Below are 20821 nucleotides of genomic sequence, written 5' to 3' on the forward strand. Positions count from 1 at the left end.
CCTCCTGCCTTCTTATCCGTCGATCGCTTTTTCCGAATTCAGTACTCTGAAGATAATGGCCGAAATACTGCCAAGGACCACAAACAACAGCAGCGATGCCGCGATGGAGTTCCCGACCATGACGTCGTTTCGGAAGTGGTTCAGGATGTAGAGGTTCGGCGTCGTGGTCTCGCTGAGCGGGCCGCCGCCCGTCATGACGAGGGACAGCTCGAACTGGGAGATTTGCGCCGTAAATCCGGTTACGAGCAGATACAGGATCACATTGCGCATGAGCGGAATCGTGATGTACCACATGCGAACGAAGATGCCCGCCCCCTCGAGTTCGGCAGCCTCATAGTAACTTTTTGGGATATCGTGGAGGCCTGCCAGCATGATGAGCGTCGTGAGTCCGAAGCCCAGCCACACGGCTGGAGCCGCGATGCTCGGCAGCGCCGTTGCCACGTCGGCAAGCCAGGCTTTCGGCTCCGATCCGAACAGCCCGATGATGTAATTGGCCAGGCCTCCGGCATAATCGAAGATGAAGACAAAGATGACCGACGCCACGATTCCGGAAATAATGGTGGGAATGTAGACGGAAGTCTTAACAACGCTTGCGAAACCGGAGCCCAGATTTTTAATGATGTTCGCGAACAGAAACGAGAGAATCAGCATCGTCGGAACGACCATCAGCGCGAACTTAAGCCCTACCCAGATGGATTGGAGAAAGAGGTCATCGGTCAGCACCATATAGAAATTCTGCAAGCCCACAAAGGTGGAATCCTGATAGAAACTCCAATTATAGAAGCTCACCCGCAGTGCATAGAAGAACGGAATGATGACAAAGACGGTCAGCAGGATGACGATGGGAGCGAGCAGCATGTAAGCCACGCCGTTGTCCTGCCGATAATTTTTCTTGAACATGTAGCGTCACCACCATTGGCCAAGGATGAAGCAGCCATCCGAAAATAACATTTCGAAAACCGGATTTCCGGACGGCTGCCAACACTATTTTTTCGGATTCGTACCGGCAAGCTTATTCTTCGCGATGAAATCGTTAATGTCTTTCTCTGCCTTCGCCAGCGCCTTATCCACCGAAGTACCCTTCATGGCGGACTCGATGGACGTGGCGAGCGCGAAGCTGATGTCCCACGGATAAACCGGCTCAGCCTGCGAATGCGGAATGATCCGCTCGGATACGAGTGCACGCCATTCATCCTTGGATGCATCCGGATCGGATTTCATCGCTTCGTCCACGGATTTGCGCGGGGAGAACTTGGAGAACTGGGACGTCTTGAAAAAATCGATCATGATGTTCGGGTCGCCTGCGAGCAAATAGGAGATGAAATCGGCCGATTCCTGCGGATGCTCGGATTTGCCGTCCACCGCCAGCGACCAGCCGCCGAGCGTTGCCGTCGGCTTCGTCAAATCGCCGTCCATCGATGCCATCGGCGCAATCCCTACCTTATCCACCATGTCTTTATAGGTGTTGCGAAGCTGACCGATCGCCCAGGAACCGCAAATCTGGATGGCGATCTTGCCTTCGCCGAAAGGCTTGATGTCCGCATATCCGGCCAACGCCTGCTTCGGCATGACGCCGGACTGGTACGCTTTTTGGTAAAAGTCCAAAACGGCCTTGTAACCGTCATTGTTCACGTCCGCTTGGGACCAGTCCTCCGTAACCGCCAGATGACCTGCCCCGTTATACTGCAGCCCCCAGCTCGACCAGCCCAGATCCGGCGCAGTTTGCGCAATCGATAAGCCGAACACGCCTTTCTTGGTCAGCTTCTGGGCCGCATCCAGAAGCTCAGCCCATGTTTTCGGCGGCTGATTGGGGTCAAGCCCGGCTTCCTGGAACATATCCTTCCGATAGAACATCACGGCAGACGGCTCAACCAGCTTCGGATATGCATAGTACTGACCGTTAACGGATACGAAGTCCTTCATGTTGTCGTACAAATCATCGAAGGCTGAAGGCTCCATTAAATCGTTCAGGGCCATCAGTTGACCCGTTTTTGCCGCATTGGCCACATTGCCGTAGTTGATCGTTCGGATGTCCGGTGCCTTGCCTGCGGCCTGCGCTGCTTTCATCTTCTGGTCCCAGGCGTCGGCCGGAACGATGGTCAGCTTCACTTCAACCTCGCTCTGGGATTTATTGAACTCGCCGACCCATTTCTTGAACCAGGCATCGGTGGTATCCTCGAATTTTTGCGCCCAGAAATCGATCACAACCTTGCCGCTGGCTTCATTCCCGTTGTTTGCGCTTTCATTTTCCGGTGGATTGCTTAAAGCTCCTCCTCCGGGACCGCCAGATCGTCCGCCGCAGCCCGTAACGAGCATCGCCAGAACAAGAACAACGGAGAACAGAACAGGCCAGGATTTGAAGCCGATGGTATTTTTCTGCATCATGAACCCTCCTTATAATGGATCAAACTATTTAAACGCTGGTCCGCATTTAAACCGATCATTCTTGGAATCCGCGCCTCATTTTTCGAGCGAAGCCTTAAACCAGAAAACATTGTAGGGATCCCATAAAGACAATGTGAAATAGATCGTCTGTCCGTCATTCTCCGTATACCGATCGTTCATATAGGGCCCGTATAGCCCCGGATAATCCTCGGCTCGGACCAAATCCAGGGGCTCGCCCCATGGCCCCCAAGGCGTCATGCCTTCACGTATGACAACCCCTTGGCCTTCCTTCAAATAGGTCATCAGCCAGCGTTCCAGATAAGAATTCCACACTACGGACAGCTCGCCGACGGTGTCATCCACCACATACCTGGCATCCTTCATATCCGCGCTCCACCTGGGACTGCCGTCATCGTTCAATCCGCTGTAATATCGGTACTCGGACATATTCTCGATGTGCTCCTCGCCCACCTTCATAAGCTGAACGCCGCCAAAGCGGCCCGAAGGAATCCCCCAAAAATAAATATCCGAACCGCCTGCTTCATTCTCCACCTTATAGGGGCTAACCTGGATGAAATTGCTGTCTCCCGGCCAACGGAGCCGGTCCTGCAGCTCCCAGGTTTCACCGTTATCGGTCGATTTGGCCACGCTGCTGTAATTGGCGTCCCACTTCCCCGGATCGCCCCAATGGTTGACCGACATGTAGTGCAAATACAAGGCGCCGCCTGCCGCAATGCCATGGGTCGGAATTTTCGTCATTTCTTCGTAATCGATTTTGGCGGAAGGCAGCAGTTCCTTCGCCGTGCCGAATTCATCCGTGATCATTCCCTCGAATGCGATACCGTCAGCCGGATGAGCGTCCGTTGTATAGGCTATCGTATTGGAGCGCCAATAGCTTCCCCCTCCGCCTGTCTGATCAGTCGCCCTCTCGCCGAACGTATCCCCGAACACGAAGTAAGTTCGTTCCCCGTCATTCATCATGGAACCCAGATCGGTGCCGTACACGGCGTATTGATCGGTACGATTGGGGGAGGATTCCCCGGTTAATTGCGAAACCTGCTCCACGCCGGTCATGCCTTTTAATAAAAAGCTTTTGTCTGTCGCATCAAGCAGAGGATTCACCTTGCCGCCCCCCGCGCAGCCGCATAACAGCAAAATCATGCCTGCGAAGAGGGCATTTTTCCATTTCAAGCTCATCTCCCCTTTCGATCTGATTGTGGATTCCTATATTCCACCCGTGAACATCAGGGATTGTTATGACCGAATATCTGATTCAAACTAGCAGGATTGAGCGGCTTCGTATCCGGCATTGGCAAGCGTTTATCCACCTTTGGCAGCTTCGGGAAAGAACGATGGGGTTCCGCCTGGTACCAGTACGCCGTCGAGGAAATATCGTCGCTCCGATGATTGTTATGACCGTGCTCAATCGTGACCTTGATGCTGCTATCGAACATGATCGGATCCAGGATATGATACCGGTACGTGGAGATTTTTCCGCTCCAGTTCGGGCCGCCGCCCATAATGATGCCATGATACGGGGTGCACACTTCCTGCTGCGGACACCAGGCCGTATTGAAATAATCCTCCATGCCCGTGCCGTGCAGAGTCGGAGGCCATGGCTCCCCATCGATGAAAATCATGTCGTCTCCTTCGCCGTACCAGTTCCATTCCCGCGTATCGCGGAGGTTATGGACATTGAAGTTGCAGCCGATGTAATGGCCCTTCCCAACCGCGTCCAAAATGACATAGTTGCCGCTGCCTGTGGTATTCTTGCCGCCGAATTCGTAGAAAGCGTTATCCACCCCGTGATCCGCGATCCCGTCGGTCGGATTTTCCCGGTGCCACTGGGCATGGAATCGCAGCTCCTCCTCGGGCAGCTTATCGTACGATTCATAGTCCACATAGAAATAAAATTTAATCGGATGCTCCGCTTCGCTCTCGATCGTTATACGAGCGCCATTCCCATACGGCATGCGAAAAAAGCTGTTGAATGCTTTGCCGTCCTCGGGACTCATCATCAACGCCGCTGACGTATAATTTTTGGTGAGGCCGTGCCCCATTCCGAAAAAATCGCCAATCGGCGCTTCCACGCTGGGCTCGGTCTCCTGGTCCCAGTACATGCGGAGTACGATTTTGCGCGGCAGATACAATTCCTCGGCAGGGGCGTCGGTCGCCATGGTCATCCAAATATGGGTGATGGCACCCGCTCCCGGAATGCTGCAAATTTCGGTCAGGTCGCCCGGCTGGATGGAGAAGTAATCCTTATTCCCTCCCGAACGGTCGTAGCTGGATTCCCTTTTTCTTTTTCCGGATCGCTTGCGGCTGAGTGAAAATAACGCTGTTTGATTGTCCATGGATGATCGCTCCTTATAAGTTGATGGCGTAGGTAAAAAGTGCTTCTTAAAACGATTTGCCAACAATGTGACATCGATTGCAGAATGGGTGGTTAAGGAATGCAGGCCATGCTACCAACACGACAGCCTGCATTCCTTATGTGAGTCATAACCCGTTGTCTATCCTCGGGCCGTATCCGTTGATCCTTCAGAGTTAAAACTGCTTCTTAACGCTTTCAGCCGTTTCAACACCCCATTTTCGTCCCTGCCCAAATAATCATGAAGTCCTTTATACTCCTTGTATAACAGGTCATACATTCGGACGTTAGCTTCAATCGGCTTGAATGTTTCTTCCCGAACGCGGGCCATCGCCTCCGAAGCTTCCACGATGCTGCCATATCCTCCCTGATCTTTGCCTGCCGCAACCGCACCGAACATGGCAGCGCCAAAAGCGGCCGTCTGGACGGTATCCGCGATCTTGATCTCTTTGCCAGTAACGTCGGCATAAATCTGCATCAGCAGTCGGTTGCGCTGCGGCAATCCGCCGCAAGCATAAAGCTCCTGAACTTCAATGCCGCTATCGGTAAACGCCTCGATAATAGCCCGGGTACCAAAGGCTGTGGCTTCGAGCAGGGCCCGATAAATCTCCTCCGGCTTGGTCTGCAAGGTGAAACCAAGCATGACGCCGCTAAGATCGGCATCCATCAGCACGGAACGGCTTCCGTTCCACCAGTCCAGGGCAAGCAGTCCGCTTTGTCCAGGCGCGTATCGGGCCGCTTCCTTCTCGAGCCACTCATGAACGCCAAGCCGCTCTTCTGCAGCCTTAAGCCTAACGTATTCCGGAACTGCCTCATCCACATACCAGGCGAATATATCGCCAACGGCCGATTGTCCTGCCTCATACCCGTAATAACCGGGAATGATCCCATCCTCGACGACGCCGCAAATGCCTTCGCCGGTCACTTCTTTGTCGCTTAAAATCAAGTGACAAGTAGAGGTTCCCATAGCGAGTACCAGCTTCCCCGGTGTTACGACGCTGACGGCCGGTACCATCGCATGGGCATCGATGTTGGCTACGGCTACCGCGGTTCCCGGCAGAAGCCCCGTCATCGCCGCCATACTTTCGGTTAATCCGCCTGCTTTCGAACCCAGGGGCTTGATCGCTCCTCTCAGCTTCGTCTCGACGAGATTTCCGAACCTCGGATCGAGCGAATGCAGGAACGCCTTGGACGGATAACCCTCCCGTTTATGCCAATTGGCTTTATAACCGGCGGTGCAGCTGCTTCGCGCGAGCTGGCCGGTCAATTGCATGACCACCCAATCGGCAGCTTCCATGAACAACACGGACCGTTCATATAATTCGGGAGCTTCCCTCAGAATCTGCAAACACTTTGCAAGCATCCACTCGGAGGACAGCTTTCCTCCATAACGCGCAAGAAATTTCTCGCCCCGCGAAGCTGCGGCTGCATTGATCAGGTTCGCTTCTTCCTGCGCCGCATGATGCTTCCACAGCTTCACCCAGCTGTGCGGATGGTCCCTCCATTCCTCCGTCATACAGAGCGGGGTGCCGCCTGCATCCAGCGGCATCATCGTACATGCCGTAAAATCGATGCCAATGCCGATGACTTGATCAGCCGATATCGCTGCATCCGACAGCACGCGGGGGATCGATTGCCTAAGAACCTCCAAGTAATCCTCCGGATGCTGCAGCGCCCAATCCGGCTTCAGCTTCAAACCCGAATGGACCAGCACCTCGTCCATGACTCCATGCGCGTAAGGCGTCACATGGGTCGCTACTTCCTGGCCCGTCGTGATATCGACAAGCAGGGCCCTGCCCGATTCCGTACCGAAATCAACCCCGATGGTGTATAACTGCTTCATATCATCTGCCTCCTATTTGTACAAAGGACCATAAGACGCGCATGCCCGGTAATCGGCAGAAACCGGCTCCAGCCCGCCGAAAGCGGTCCAAGCGCTTGGTCGGAAGATCCGCTCCTCCGACACGTTGTGCATGCATACCGGAATGCGGAGCATCGACGCCAAAGTAATCAAATCTCCGCCGATATGGCCGTAACTCATGGCGGCATGGTTGGATCCCCAATTACTCATAACGGTGTAAACATCCTTGAACAGTCCCTCGCCGGTAAGGTTCGGGACGAACCAGGTCGTCGGCCAAGTGGGGTCGCTTCGCTGGTCCAATACATCGTGCACGGCCTCCGGGAGCTCCACGGTTATTCCCTCCGCGATGTGAAGGACCGGTCCGACACCCGCGACCATATTGATTCTGGCGATCGTTGCCGGCATGCCTCCCCGGGTCGTGAAGTCCGTGGAGAATCCCCCGCCGCGGAAGAAATCAATAGCCGGACACCACTTGACTGCATCCAGACAATCCTGAACTTCCTCCTGCGTGATATCCCAGAACGGCTTCATGGCCGGCTTGCCGTCTTTCGATTGCCTTCCCGTTCCGTCTAGTGCTGCCGGTCCTGAATTGATCAGGTGGATCACGCCGTTGGCCGCAATGCCCTCCAGCTCGTATCCCGTCACTCGCTTCACGGCATCCGGACTCCAATATGTACGAACGTCTGCAAACACCTGGGCCGCATTCGTCAGGAGATGACCGAACAGCATCGTGATTCCATTCAGATTGTCATTCTCCGTTGCGACGATATACGGCTCCCTCAGACCGTTCCAATCAAAAGAGGAATTCAATATCGCCTCCATGAAATCCCCCGTCGGGAAGTAATCCGTCCAGGCACGCTGTCCTTGGAATCCTGCAGCCAGTGCATGTCGGCCGAGCGCTTCTTCTCCATATCCCATGGCCGCCAGCTTCGGATTGCCTACCATCAAATCGCGTGCAATCAGCGCCATCTTCGCGACGGTTTCCCAATCCTGTTCCTTCTGTTCTTCGGACCGCTTTAAATGCTCCGGATTAACGTCCGTTCCCGGCTTGCAATTCTGTTTAATCCAGGCCAGTGCCCGCTCATATTCGTCATGATCGTAAATTTCCAGCTCGATCCGCCTTACGAATTCGGTCATATCCACATATTCGTTGCGCATCCCCAGATACCTCTGAAAAAAGTTTTCGTCGACGATGCAGCCCGCGATGCCCATGGATACGGTGCCCATCGATAAGTAGGAGGTCCCCTTCATGGTCGCTACGGCAAGGCCTGCCTTGGCAAATTGCAGAAGCTTCTCCTGAACATACGCCGTTATTTCGGTATCCCCGATATCCTGTACATCGCGTCCATAGATGGAGAAGGCCGGCAGACCCTTCTGATTATGCGCTCCCAGCGCCGCCGCCAGATATACGGCCCCGGGACGTTCCGTCCCGTTGAAACCCCAAATTGCTTTTGGCCTGGTCGGGTGGGTATCCATCGTTTCCGTCGGATAGCACCAGGATGGTGTCACCGAAATGGTAAGACCTACATTCTCCCTGGCAAATTTCTCTTCGGTTCGTGCGGCCTCAGCTACCCCTCCGATACAGGTGTCGGCAATCACGCATTCCACTGGAAGCCCGTTGCTGTGCCTTAGCCGTTCGGTGAGCAAGCGAGCGGTTCGTTTCGCCATATCCATGGTGACATCCTCTAACGATTCCCGGATACCACCCCGCCGGCCATCCACGATAGGGCGAATGCCGATTTTAGGCAATTCGTTCTGCAATCGATTGCAGATGTTTGATTGATTATGCATCTCCATCATCCTCTCTGTTTTTAGAGCGGCGGCATGTACGATCAGTTCAACTGTTTGACTTCATTGCTGTATATTTCATAAGCCGGTGGATCCTGCCGGGCTTCTTCCCGTATTCGGCTTAGAAGGATTTCTCCGGCCTTGATTCCCATATCGTAGGGATGCTGCTCCATGTAGTAGAGTCCCGATTCCTTGAGTAAAGGCCCGGCTTCCACCTCGCCGAAAGAAGCAACTGCCATGTCGGCAGGAATTTTCAGGCCGCTGCGCACAATCTCGAGCAGGACGCCCAGGCTCATGCGGTTATTCAGGGAAATGATAGCGGTTGGCCTGCGTTCCGCGTTCAGAAATTGCTGAACTGCCCGGATTCCGTCCTCCGTGGAAAAATCTCCGTTATACACCAGGGGGCTCTCGTTCAGCCCAAATGCCTTCATCGCGTTCATGACGCCTTCGAGACGTTCCCTCCCCGTGCTTGATCTCGTTGGCCCGTTAACTACGCCGATAGCCGTATGTCCTTCCTCCAGCAGCTTCCGGGTTAGACGCGAGGCTCCCTCGGTATTGTCCTCGGCTACCAGATCGAGCATCGATCCTGTTTCCGGCGAGTCCAGCTTCCTGTCCACGAGCACGATCGGCATGTTGGAATCCGCGATCTGCTTGATCGCCGGGTCGTTCCCGCCCGACGTTGCCAATACGACGGCATCCACGCGCTTTTCCTGCAGAAGCTTTAGCAATCGTCTCTCCTTCTCCGGGTTCTCGTCCGAGCTGCAAAATATTAACTGAAAGCCCTCTTTACCTACAATATCCTCAATGCCTCGGGATATGCCCATGAAATAGGGATTTGAAATATCGGGCACGATCACGCCGATCATGTACGTGCGGTCCTGCTTCAGGCTTCGGGCTATGGCGCTCGGACGATAATTCAACCGGTTCACGGCCGCCATCACCCGCTCTTTAATTTCATCGCTTACATAATCGCTGTTGTTAAGCACTCTTGAAACGGTTGCCGTAGATACTTCTGCTGCCGCTGCTACTTGTTTAATCGTTGCTTTTGCCAATCATCGTTCACCTCAAAATATCATCCTGATTCCTGTATGTAATCGATTACGTAAACGATTACATACACAGATTACAAGAAGGGACATGCTGCTGTCAACCCTCTTTTTAGATTTTTCCGGAAAACCAGATCCGGGCGGAACGAATGCGTTTGGCACCAGGAACTATTCCGCGCAAATTAAAAATCACCGCCTTCGAGAGCCGTGATAGAATGCCTATGATGCATGCCGATTTTCTAGTCTACGCACTTCCGGGCAGCCCATAGTCCGCTCTCCCGAATCAGATGACGCACGGATTCTATCCGAAAAGACGGCGAATGATGACCTGGCATCAGATATACCACCCGGCCGGAGCCGTATGGATGTGCCCACGCCGCAGGCCAGCGCTGGCCGTCATGCTCGTATTCCGCAAAGACAACCGTTGTTTCATGCGGACTCAATTCGAACCGGTAGGGTTCTTCATCGATCGTAAAATCGGTTAAGCTCTCCACGATCGGATGGCTCCCCGATTGATATCGAACGGGCAGCGACGTATATGCCGGATGTCCCGTAAATCGCCCGCCGATTAACTTTTCCAGCTCCGTACTCCGCTGCAGCGAGATGCCGTTGTGGATAACTAAGAGCCCCCCGCCGTTGCGCACATAGGATATAAGCGCTTGTACCTGCTCTTCAGGTATCTCCCCATCCGAAAACTCTGCGTACGATATGAACAGATCATATCCCTCCAGCTTATCCTTTTGCAGTACGGCGTAATCATCCGTGCATTCCACGTCCATCGCAGGTTCGAAAATGGTTTGCAGTTCGCGGTCAATCTGCGTAAACGGATGATATTTCGCTCCCTCGTATTGTCCCAGCGCAATGGCTTTCATTGATTTGCAGTCTCCTCTCCCGCCCTTTCACCAGGGCCACACTTGTCCTTCATAATCCAGAAAAATCGGCTGTTCGCCAGCGTATGCCTTATGGTCCATCACAAGTTTCATGATGCGATCGGCAGACTCGTCCGGCGGCACGGCCGCTTCTTGATTCAGTTCGCCGCTCATGTAGGATTGCAGCCACCCGGGATAGAACACCATGACCTGTCCTCCATCGGCTGACAGATGCTGATGCAGTATCGAGGATTGCATATTGAGCGCGGATTTCGACATACAGTAGCCGTACATCTCCTTGCGTTTATTTCTGCTGACGCTGCCGGCTTCGGAAGAGATATTGACCACGAGCTTGTTGTTTCCTTGGAGCAGCAGATCGATAAGTGCATGACTTACCCGAAGAGGTCCGAGGGTATTGACGTTGTAGATTTGGGCCATGTCGGCAAAATCCAGTTCGCCCTGAATGTTCGCCAGATCGGACCGTTTCGTGATGCCGGCATTGTTTATGAGCAGATCCAGATGCGGCGCCTTATCCCGGATCAGCTTGGCTGCCTGCTGCACGCTGGCATCGTCGCCGATATCAAGCGGAATCAGTTCCAGCTGGTCCGGATAATCCTCCAGCAATCGATCCAGCGCGTCCCAATCCTCCATATAGCGTCCGGCAAACACGGTGTATCCGTTTTCAAGAAGCCATTTCGCCAAGCTCAATCCTAAACCCCGATCGGCTCCCGTGACGCAAGCGATTGTTTCCAATGGGCATCAACTCTCCTTTATCCATTAAATGCGGTGCAACCGACATACGGGAGTTTCCCCAAATGCCATTCCTGCGTAATCTCTTCTAATGCTCTTTAGCAAACGTTTAAGCATAACCTGATACTGCTGCACATTTCTGCGTGATATTCATCTAGGAGTGCTTTAGAGCAATTGGTCGTTTAAATATTCGTTTTTCGACAATATGGACCTAAACCTTGAGATGGTACGATGACCGATAGGTACATCATTCGCCTTAAACAGCATGATTCCTCTTAAACAGGCTATGGCTTCAAACAATTCAAGCTCTTGTTCTTCGTAACGATACTCGGCACAACATGCGGTACGATAGATGGCGGCTTGCTTTTCGCTTGCAAATACCCACATTACGATAATCGACCAAGCAACATCATATCTGGGATCCCCCCGTTGAGCATTTGTCCAATCGATCACCGTCAGATTGTCTTTAGTCTCAAGAATATTGCCCAGGTGGTAATCGCCATGGATCAAACATGACTGTTTCATATCCGCACGCTGAAGAAGCTCTTCCAGAAGAACCCGGATATCGGGGTGGTTCTCGATGCGAGGAAAGAAATAATCAATGAACTCATATCGGGGTAACCGGTCACCAATAAAATCTTCAAGCGGGAGCTTATGTATATCCGCTAAAATCTTCACCAGCTTCGTTAGTTTACGCTGATCGACCGTTTGCACGGGCGTTCCGTCATAACTGGTCAGCAATGTTGAATCGCCATTTCGGTCCGTTCCCCAGCCCACGGGCTCAGAGACCGAACATCCATGCGTGAATAAAGCATTCAAAATCTGATATTGAGCGTGTACATTCGGCTTGGACGCTTTGTTCCACACTTTCAGTACGTAGTCTGCCGTTGGCGCGGCGATTTTCATTACCTCTGCCTCCAGCCCCGAATCCAAGGAGACGGTATGAAATGAACCTTCATGCTCGAGCAAAACTTCAAGGGTATTGCTTTTCTCCACCCAATTGATTTCCCGCAATGGGTTTCCGATGTTCATCACAGCCTTTCAAGGGATGTTAGCTTAGCGCTTACTGTCCAACAGCTTACAAGTTCAATCGGTATAACCCAGCCTCCCCGAGAAAATCTTTCCTGGTCAATCCTTTTTCTCCAAGCAATATCCGATAATTCGTTATCGTACCATCATGTGAAATAAAGAATATTTTTTTATAACTTTCCCCGATCCACTCTAACAACCGCGCAGCATATCGTTCGAAAATATCTTGTTCGATCCTATTGATCCCTTCTTTCCAGCAATCCAAATTGAAATCAAGAATTTCAATATCTCCATACAGATGGGTAATTTCCGTTTTAGAAAGGATGTGATCGCAAGCTAAAAAAGGAAGTTCGGGGTTCTGAGGAAACATTCTCGGACCAACCAATGGAGAAATAATGAAGTCCATGCCATTTTTTATAATCATTGCCGTCTCAATTGTACGTTTAGTGGGACTTACAAGAACTAAATCATCAGGATCCATTTTAATTTCATTTCGTAGCTGCGTTACTTGAAATTTGCCGTACTCTGTAAGACTAGGATGCAGCGTATTCAACCGATTCGGATAATCGTTGAGATGTTCTCCATGACCGTGCCGAATAAATGTGAATTCCATCCGCCCTCCTAAGATCAAATCCCATATTAGGTATTCTATGATTTTATTGAGTAATCCTGCCCGTTAACTTAATGCTAGGTGCAGTGAAATATAGCTAAACGCTTATCTAACCGGTTCATGAATTGCAGAGAGTTTAAAAAAGGCAGCCGATCACAAATGATCAGCTGCCTTCTTATTTTGATAGAGCTATCGATTCCCGTGAACTTAGATCAATGAATCACATTTGTAGCCTTAGTGCAGCCTACCCATTATTCCGCGAATCTCCCTTTGCTTCATTATGGTGCGGAATTAATTCATATAAGGCACGAACGTCACAACCGATGGAATCGGCGATCGATACGGCAATTTTGAGTGGCATCACTCTTTTGTTCTCAATAAAGTCGTATACTCGTTCCGGTTTAATAAGCAAGTCTTTTGCCAACCATTCCGCTGACTTCCCGGATTCCACCAATCGTTCATTCAGTAAGCAACGTCCTAGTTCAAATTTCAAGAAATTATGACCTCCCATATAAGATTTACTTAACCTTAAGCGTTGTCCGTTGCCAGCATGAATATACTTCATAAAGGGGCCCGTAACGATGAAGTTCTCCATACGTCTGCCCATTGGTTGGACGAGTTCCATTTCCGGGCTATCGCTGCCCATGCAACGATTTGCTCCATTTATTATTTAAAGATGGATAAGAATATTGATAAGTTTCCCGAATGGGTCCCTAACAAAAAAACGCCGAACCCCCCATGGCTCCTCGGTTGGTCCATACTCAATTGGAATTCCTGCTTCTTTTATCCGAGTTAACGCTTCATCAAGATCATCAACCTCAATCGACAGATCAGGCACAGGTGCTCCGGAGCCTCCCTCTGATAGGAAACTAACCTGAGTGCCCATTTTCTCATGCGAACCGTATGTTGCAATAAATCCCATATCCATTAGTTGATCAAGTCCAAGTACTTCCCCGTAAAAATACGAAGCTTTGGAAATGTCCTGCGTCGCAACATTTGTAACAATTCGTTTGACCTTCATTTTTCATCCTCCTAAAGTTTTGATATCAAATTTTTACTCAACAATGGTCCCGTTCGAGGAACAACCTCATCCTTATACTCTCAGAATACCATAGTTTTACTTTTATACAATTATATATAAATTCGTTTTCACACTATTCATAAAGACGATTGGGAAACAGGTATATATACGTGACTTCGTGTTTTCCAGCTTTTGCTTTACCATTGTTTATGGCAAATCTATAGGCTTCTTTCTCTCATCTATCCTTTCGTCATCTCCCTCATAATCAACAACGCGTTCAAGAATAAGCCCAGCGAGATGACGGGATGTGCCGCTGCCGCAAATCCGATTTTTTCCGAAAAGACAGCCGTCGCGAAGATCAAAAGGATTAGGCCGATCAGCACCAAACTCTTAACTTTCATGCCCTTGGGCAGTCTCGCCGGAAAAGACAATATAAACAACAATACGGGGATAGGCGCGAAGTACATGGCGAAATTACCATGCATCCCCCATTGAGACGAATCCACGAACAGCGCGAATCCAGCCAAGAACACCTGTAACGCGATGCAGATCGCAAAAAGCACGTTCAATATACTAAAACCTAGCCGCGCATATTGAGCGGCAGCCGGCAGCGAAGAGCGGGTAGCGGTTATTTTTTGTACTTCCATCGTTAATTCCTCCCTTAGACTAACCTTTCGGACACCGCACGAATGGTGTATGGGTACGGATCCAACTGAAACTCCCCTTCTTTGGAATCGAGAATCGTCATTCCGATAGGATGAACTTCCGGAATCTTCATCGAAGGATACCAGCCGATGGCCATATCCCCCAGGATGAACATTCCGTACTCGTCACCGAGCATCTGAAACGTCTTTCCGTCCCCGATATAACGCGTGACGTCAAATCGAGAATCTAGGCGCTGAACGGCCTCGGATACGCTTCCGCGGAGCGGAAAGCCGATCTCGCTGACATTCAGAATGGATTCATGATCGAAAGGCTCTGATAAGGCATTATCCATTCGATGCCGCGCAATGAACTCCACCAGATTCCCCGAAGGATCCTCGAAATAGAAGGCATGCGCATCCGTTCCTTCGAAATAGGCGATATCTTCGTTTGCCTGGATTCCAGCGAACGGAAGCGGTGCAGCGGAAAGCACCTGACAGCCTTTGGCCAGGAGCCAGCTTTTCGCTTCGCGAATTTGGTTCTCGGGGATGTTCATTGCCAAATGGTAGGACGGCCGTACCCCTTCCTCCTCCTCGCGAACGAAAGTCAACCTCGTTTCACCGGCAACGATCGTGATGGAATGTTCCGTCATATCTGCTAGAGCAAATCCAAGTCTTTCTGTGTAGAACTCCTTCAGTTCGGCTAACCGGGCGGTTCTCAGTTCCAATTCGATGATTCTCATCTCACTACCTCCTCCAGATATTTGAGTTTGTCAGGATTTGCAACTGTATAAATGGAACGAATCCGACTGTTCGAAGCCTCAAACGAGTAAACGTAAGCAACGCGTCCGCCGATCATCATGACGATTCCCGGGCTTCCGTTGACCGTAGTGATGATATAGGAATAATGGCTGTCGGGACGCCCGAACCAATCCATCCATTGCATAAAAAACGGAATGACTCGCGTCGCTCCGACGACGGGCTGCTTCGCGGCCGGCGCTTTGCCGCCTCCATCTGTATAATGGACGGCGTCAGGAGTCGAACTCGCTGCACTCCCGTTACCATGCTCAACAGCATTGACTTTCCTGCCTGTAATCAAGACTACGCCTAGCCGACGTGCTTCCGAACACATCTCCTCGATCAGGGCTCCCCAGCCTTTCTTCAAATAGTACACGCCAGCGATACGCCGACGCGTTTTCCTCCTCTTGCTAAATAATGAGCTGCGGTCAGTCCGGCAATACCTCCACCCACAATGGCCACATCATGCTTTGCAATCCATCGAAGAAACCTCCTTCATGCGTTGTCATTAAACAAGACAGGAAGGAGGCTGATTATGTGACAAAATGAAAACAGCGATCTAAAAATAGCCCGTATAGTGCACCCCACAATGGTCGTCTATCTTGATTCGATTCTCCGCACTGGCTGTAAAGGCTAAATATTGGCCCGGCCCGCAATGGATACATATCCCGCATTCATGAATACCTGCGGTGCTTACCGCTTGTTCGCATTGTTCATGCACTACGGAACAAGGGTTGCGACATCTTTCAGAGGTAATCGCAATATTTCTGCTCATTCCTTTTGGTGATTTGGACATAGATCCGTACAACAAAAAAACCGCGATATCCGCGGTTTTCGAATGTGTTAACATACCTGCTTAATTCTTAGCGATTCTGGTCCGATCCCCGATCAGAGGGAATTCTCCGATCCGAAGCTTCGCGCTTCCGTACGGAACCAGCTCCAATTCCGTAACGGGCTGGCCGTCCGTGTTCGGATGCAGCGGTGGGTTTCCGGCGTTGTTGCCTTCCATTTTCCAATCCCGGATCAGCTGGCCCTTCACCTTCACCCGTACAGGCGCATCGGCAGCCAGGAACGGTTGACGAACCACCTCCCGCTCCAGCACCTCGAACGACGTATCGGCCATCAGTCCGTATTTCCATGGGGAAGCAGGATAGAGCTCCCAATCGTGGAACATCTCACGCTGCCGGATCATCTGCCAATTCTCCTTCACGGGCAGCACGTACACCAGCGGTCCTCTTGTAATGCTGGTTGCGTACATGCTGCGTGAATCGGTCTTCACTTCCATAGGCAGGTACAGTTCCAGCAGATCGCCGTTCTGCCAGGTCTGCACGATCTCGGCATAACCGGACTCTGCCTGAATTGTCATTTCGCGCCCGTTCAAGGTAATGACGGGATGGTCGCACCAGGCCGGGATGCGCAGCGATATCCGGAATGATTCCGCGCGTTCAAGCGACAGATGGATTTGAATGCGATCCTTGAATGGATATTCGCCGGTGACCGCAATCTCAGCGGACACGCCCTGGCGGCCAACCGTTGTTCTAACCGTGCAGGGAGCATAGGAAACGGCAACTAACCCGTCCTCCTGGTCCTTCATCCACAGGTGCGAGGCCAGCTTGGGCCAGCCCTGATGCATATTGGCCGTGCAGCACCCGAAATTCGGCTCCAGACCGAATACGTTGGCATCGGGACTGTTGCTCCAAGCCCGCGGAGCGACGTTGCAGATCATTTGGTTGACCTGCTGATCATACTGATGTGAGGTCCAGTCCGCAGAGATGGCGGCAGGCAGCGCATTAAACGCGACCTTCTCCAAAATATCCCCGAAGCGTCCCTCCCCGAAAATGCGCGTCAGCTGCTCCATCGAAAACATATACTCGACGACGGCACACAATTCAACCCCTTGGCTCGGATGGGTGCCGGACAACCACTCGTCTCCCGAGAACATGCCGTGCGCTTGCCCGTGGTACGTCATCAAGGAATCGATGCCCCGGTGTACGCTTTCCCGCTCCACGGGATTTCCGTGTAATTCATACAGCACGCCCGGCGTTTTGATGCCCATCGCCACGTTCACGACATGGGTTGTCCAATCCCACTCTTCAACCTTGCGCCAGAATGGAAAATCATGAAAAATACCGCTCCAGTCCGTGGTTTGTTCCGCGATCGTATCCGCAAGCCGCAGCAGGAAAGGCTGCGCCGTTCGTTTATGCAGCCACACGATGCACAGCAGCATCTCGGCCCCCCTGGTTTTGGCCCAGCCCCGCAGCGGCTGTTCCTCAATGACCGAATGGACGTAAGTAAAGAACTTGGTCAGAAACGGAATGATGCGTTCGTCGCCCGTTGCTTCCTCATGCTGCATCATCACTTTCAGCATGATCATGTAATGCCACCAATCCTGATCCTTATCGATATCCTGATTCACGGAGGTGATGCGCGCCGGACCGAACATGCCGTTCTCCTGCTGGCTGGCAAGCGACCACTCGACCCATCGATTCGCTTTAGCGATCAAAGACTCGTCCTCCAGCAAATAAGCTAAAGGAAGCAAACCGTCGACATAATAAGGTCCCCGCTCCCAGCTCTCTCCCTGGCCGCCAAGCCATCCGTTGTCTGCTCCGACGTCCTTCCACTGTTCCTCCAGATGTCCCGTAAACCCGCTTGCTTGAATCTCCAGCTGATCCTTAAGCCAGCCGGCCGGCTTAATCGCTCTAAGCGGCAAACTGTTAAAAGCCGTCTGATGCAGCATCGACTTCCACGCTCCTTGTTCTGTCTTATAGGTGCTTACTCAGGTAGAAATATATCATCTCAACCGGCGTTTCCCTATACACAGAAACAACATCTTTTTATCCGATTACAACATCATGATGGATTGAATCCGGAGCAACAAAACGATTATCATGGAGAAAAGCTAGTTGGAGAAGGAGGACCGGCCGGAGATGATTTTCCAGTTTACGGCTCCGCCATTGCCGCATTATATGATTTGCGGAGAAGATACCTACCAGGAGGGAGATCGACATCCGGATCGGTATAACATCGGTGTCTTTGATCTGATTCTCGTGACCAGAGGGGAGTTATTCCTGGAAGAGAACGGAATATCTTACAGCGTAAAGGCAGGGTATCACCTGATTCTAAGACCCGATGCCGCACACCGTACGTACCTGCCCTGTCAGGAGGAAACCCATTTTTATTGGCTGCATTTTCAGACGGTCGCACCGTGGGTTGAAGCGGAAGAACGGATCCCGTTTGCCTTATCGCAATCGGATCACCCTTATGTGCAGTTCGATAATTTCTCTTTCTATATTCCCAAGTACGGAGAACTGTCTTCGAAAGAGCAGGCCGCACGTCTGATTGAACAGCTGCAGCTGCTTCAGCAATCGCCATCTTCCGCGGCACGCTGGAAACAGCAGCAGCTGATGCATGAGCTGCTGCTGCTGTTCCAAGCCGAAGAAGAAGGAATCCAGCAGATGCATCCTCATTATGCCATTGCCGAACGAACGGCCATCTATTTAAGAGCACATTACAAAGAGCCGGTCAGCTACCAGCAATTGTCCGATGCCATGCACTTTCACCAGAATTATATTTCCATTTGCATGAAAAAAACGTTCGGCTGCACGCCCCTGGAGTTTCTGACGCGGCATCGGATCGAGCAAGCAAAACGCTTGCTGATCCACACCAACGAGCCGATCGGACGCATAGCCGAGGAATCCGGGTTCGGCTCGTTTCCGTATTTCATTCGCTGCTTTGTTCGTTATACCGGGTTTAAACCCAACTCTTTCAGGCTAAAGTACCGTTCATCCCGATAGCATGCCATCGAATGCGTTTGGCCATGGGCTTGCTCAGAATACGCTTCGTACCAAGCCGCCGTCAATCCGGAGTGCCGAACCGTTGATCGCGGAGGATTTGGGACTGCTCAGGTAGGCGACGAAATCGGCAATTTCCTCCGGACGAATCAGCCGCTGAATAATGGAAGTCGGCCGATTTTCCTTCATAAACCGCTGTTCGGCTTCTTCGATGGTAAGATTCTCATCGGGATACAGCGTATCCAGCATCGTTTCGACGCCTTCCGTAAGGGTGGAGCCGGGCATAACGGTATTCACCGTGACGCGGGTTCCTGTCGTCAATTCGGCCAAGCTCCGGGAAAGGGACAGCTGCATCGTCTTCGTTGCGCTGTAATGCGCCATCTCCTGGGAAGGCATGACGGCTGCTTCGCTCGCGATAAAAATAATTCGGCCTTCATTGCGGCTGATCATGTTCTGCAAATAGTGTCGGGTTAAACGGACGCCGCTCATAATATTCGTCTCGAAGAACCTGAACCAATCCGCATCCGAAATATCGAAAAATTCGGCAGGCTCGAAGATGCCTAAATTGTTGATCAGAATATCAACGACCGGGGCGGCTTCCCTGACCTGATGGCAGCCCTCCTCGGTTCCGAGATCCGCCACGGCATAACGCAGCTCGGCATCCGGATGGACGGCGCGAATGTCATGGATCGTCTGCTTCACCTTATCCTCGTGTCTTCCATTGATAATGACCGACGCTCCTTCGGCTGCCAGCGACATGGCGATCGCTTTGCCGATGCCCGATGTCGAGCCTGTGACCAATGCGACTTTACCCTGTAAATCCAAGTTCATGATCCTCGCTCCTTTTCGTTATGTAGGAATGGACCCTCCCGATCCCCACCAGGGTGGAGAAGCTCAGGAGAGTCGCACTATTCATTACACTTATATGCTTGCGGTAAACGCCGATTTTTTTAGAAATCAAAATTGTCCGGGTCCGGTCCCACACGGTGATCCTGATTCAAGCTGTCGATGCGCTGCATATCCTCCATGGACAATTCAAAATCAAATAGATCGGAGTTCTCGGTGATCCGATGCTCTTTGGTCGATTTCGGAATCGTCACCACCCCGTTCTGTAGATCCCAACGAAGAATGATCTGCGCGATGGATTTATGATGCTTCTTCGCGATGATCTGAAGGTCCTCCTGATCCAGCAGCTGACCCTGCATTAAGGGAGACCAAGCTTCTAGCTGAATACCGTTCGCCTGGCAGTACGCCTGCAATTCTTTTTGCGTTAATCGGGGATGATATTCCACCTGGTTCACCATCGGTTTGATGTCGGTTTCCTTCATTAACTTCTCCAAATGATGGATTTGGAAATTGCTCACGCCGATGGCTTTTACGCGCCCTTGCTTGTACAACGTTTCGAGCGCCTTCCACGCCTCTATATATTTCCCTTCAACCGGCCAGTGTATAAGGTATAAGTCCAAATACTCCAATCCCAGCTTTCGCAAGCTTTCCTCATAAGCCTTCAAAGTCGATTCGTAACCCAGGTCGGCATTCCACACCTTGGATGTGACGAACAGATCTTCTCTTTTTAATCCGGCAGCTGCCAAGCCTTCGCGAATGCCCTGTCCGACACCTTCTTCATTTCCGTATATGGCGGCGGTGTCCACGCTCCGATAGCCGTGCTGAATGGCCGTACGAACGGCATTCACCAGCTCCGGTCCTTCTTCAACTTTAAATACGCCTAGTCCAAACCAAGGCATGTTAACGCCATTATATAAAGTGGTTGTATCTTGTAAGTGTTTTGCTGTCATGTTGATAAACCTCCGAATTTTTTTGGATTGTGAAAAAAATTGATGTACCTATTGTGCAGTATCTC

At 51.5% G+C, this 20821-nt stretch carries 21 protein-coding genes; 1 reads left to right on the top strand and 20 read right to left on the bottom strand.

The annotated features are described in order from the left end of the window. Positions 1-12: 12 nt before the first annotated feature. From P0X86_RS19340 to P0X86_RS19425, 18 genes are all read right to left on the bottom strand, one after another. Positions 13-900: a carbohydrate ABC transporter permease gene (locus P0X86_RS19340; RefSeq protein ID WP_277746240.1), complete on the bottom strand. Its 888-nt coding sequence runs from the start codon at positions 898-900 to the stop codon at positions 13-15. 84 nt (positions 901-984) lie between these two features. Beyond that, entirely contained in the window at positions 985-2385 is a 1401-nt protein-coding gene (locus tag P0X86_RS19345; protein ID WP_228468889.1) for an ABC transporter substrate-binding protein, read from the bottom strand. A 75-nt stretch (positions 2386-2460) separates the two neighbouring features. Further along, positions 2461-3576, bottom strand: a complete 1116-nt coding sequence (locus P0X86_RS19350) for a glycoside hydrolase family 183 protein (protein WP_277746241.1) — start codon at positions 3574-3576, stop codon at positions 2461-2463. A 53-nt stretch (positions 3577-3629) separates the two neighbouring features. Continuing rightward, complete coding sequence (locus tag P0X86_RS19355) at positions 3630-4739, bottom strand: glycoside hydrolase family 172 protein (RefSeq protein ID WP_277746242.1); 1110 nt, start codon at positions 4737-4739, stop codon at positions 3630-3632. A 159-nt stretch (positions 4740-4898) separates the two neighbouring features. Then, positions 4899-6599 carry a ribulokinase gene (locus P0X86_RS19360; protein ID WP_277746243.1) on the bottom strand — a complete coding sequence of 567 codons (1701 nt, stop codon included), beginning with the start codon at positions 6597-6599 and terminating at the stop codon, positions 4899-4901. A 12-nt stretch (positions 6600-6611) separates the two neighbouring features. Beyond that, complete coding sequence (locus P0X86_RS19365; RefSeq protein ID WP_277746244.1) at positions 6612-8408, bottom strand: L-fucose isomerase; 1797 nt, start codon at positions 8406-8408, stop codon at positions 6612-6614. Between the two features lie 41 nt (positions 8409-8449). Beyond that, a complete protein-coding gene (locus tag P0X86_RS19370; protein WP_277746245.1) occupies positions 8450-9457 on the bottom strand; it encodes a LacI family DNA-binding transcriptional regulator in 1008 nt (335 codons plus the stop codon). Positions 9458-9690: 233 nt separating this feature from the next. Continuing rightward, positions 9691-10323 (bottom strand): ThuA domain-containing protein, encoded by a 633-nt coding sequence (locus P0X86_RS19375; protein ID WP_096774259.1) that lies wholly within the window; start codon positions 10321-10323, stop codon positions 9691-9693. A 27-nt stretch (positions 10324-10350) separates the two neighbouring features. Next, entirely contained in the window at positions 10351-11073 is a 723-nt protein-coding gene (locus tag P0X86_RS19380) for an SDR family NAD(P)-dependent oxidoreductase (protein WP_277746246.1), read from the bottom strand. Positions 11074-11235: 162 nt separating this feature from the next. Next, on the bottom strand, positions 11236-12066 hold the full coding sequence (locus P0X86_RS19385; RefSeq protein WP_277746247.1) for a phosphotransferase family protein: 831 nt from the start codon (positions 12064-12066) through the stop codon (positions 11236-11238). Between the two features lie 82 nt (positions 12067-12148). Then, on the bottom strand, positions 12149-12712 hold the full coding sequence (locus P0X86_RS19390) for a histidine phosphatase family protein (protein ID WP_277746248.1): 564 nt from the start codon (positions 12710-12712) through the stop codon (positions 12149-12151). Positions 12713-12953: 241 nt separating this feature from the next. Next, positions 12954-13355 (bottom strand): hypothetical protein, encoded by a 402-nt coding sequence (locus P0X86_RS33175; RefSeq protein WP_347177509.1) that lies wholly within the window; start codon positions 13353-13355, stop codon positions 12954-12956. 24 nt (positions 13356-13379) lie between these two features. Further along, a complete protein-coding gene (locus P0X86_RS19400; RefSeq protein WP_015736006.1) occupies positions 13380-13730 on the bottom strand; it encodes a VOC family protein in 351 nt (116 codons plus the stop codon). A gap of 239 nt (positions 13731-13969) precedes the next feature. Then, positions 13970-14377, bottom strand: coding sequence for a DUF6220 domain-containing protein (locus P0X86_RS19405; protein ID WP_192571453.1), 408 nt, complete (start codon positions 14375-14377; stop codon positions 13970-13972). Between the two features lie 14 nt (positions 14378-14391). Beyond that, the gene (locus P0X86_RS19410) at positions 14392-15114 is read right to left on the bottom strand and encodes a VOC family protein (RefSeq protein ID WP_192571452.1); all 723 of its coding nucleotides are present in this window, start codon (positions 15112-15114) and stop codon (positions 14392-14394) included. Then, complete coding sequence (locus P0X86_RS19415) at positions 15111-15545, bottom strand: sigma-70 family RNA polymerase sigma factor family protein (protein ID WP_192571451.1); 435 nt, start codon at positions 15543-15545, stop codon at positions 15111-15113. Before P0X86_RS19415 ends, P0X86_RS19410 begins: the two co-directional genes overlap by 4 nt. After that, positions 15533-15631: an NAD(P)-binding protein gene (locus tag P0X86_RS19420; RefSeq protein ID WP_481858155.1), complete on the bottom strand. Its 99-nt coding sequence runs from the start codon at positions 15629-15631 to the stop codon at positions 15533-15535. Before P0X86_RS19420 ends, P0X86_RS19415 begins: the two co-directional genes overlap by 13 nt. A 394-nt stretch (positions 15632-16025) precedes the next feature. Beyond that, on the bottom strand, positions 16026-17906 hold the full coding sequence (locus P0X86_RS19425) for a beta-L-arabinofuranosidase domain-containing protein (RefSeq protein WP_192571450.1): 1881 nt from the start codon (positions 17904-17906) through the stop codon (positions 16026-16028). A gap of 166 nt (positions 17907-18072) precedes the next feature. Between P0X86_RS19425 and P0X86_RS19430 the strand changes: the two genes are divergently transcribed. Further along, entirely contained in the window at positions 18073-18963 is an 891-nt protein-coding gene (locus P0X86_RS19430) for a helix-turn-helix transcriptional regulator (RefSeq protein ID WP_277746249.1), read from the top strand. Between the two features lie 33 nt (positions 18964-18996). Here P0X86_RS19430 and P0X86_RS19435 read toward each other — a convergent pair whose 3' ends face one another. Then, complete coding sequence (locus tag P0X86_RS19435; RefSeq protein WP_192571448.1) at positions 18997-19791, bottom strand: SDR family NAD(P)-dependent oxidoreductase; 795 nt, start codon at positions 19789-19791, stop codon at positions 18997-18999. Between the two features lie 119 nt (positions 19792-19910). Continuing rightward, positions 19911-20756, bottom strand: a complete 846-nt coding sequence (locus tag P0X86_RS19440) for an aldo/keto reductase (RefSeq protein WP_096774266.1) — start codon at positions 20754-20756, stop codon at positions 19911-19913. Positions 20757-20821: the final 65 nt, after the last annotated feature.

Origin of the sequence: Paenibacillus sp. BR1-192 (genome assembly GCF_029542445.1) — a bacterium.
Classification (GTDB): Bacteria; Bacillota; Bacilli; order Paenibacillales; family Paenibacillaceae; genus Paenibacillus_AQ; species Paenibacillus_AQ lautus_A.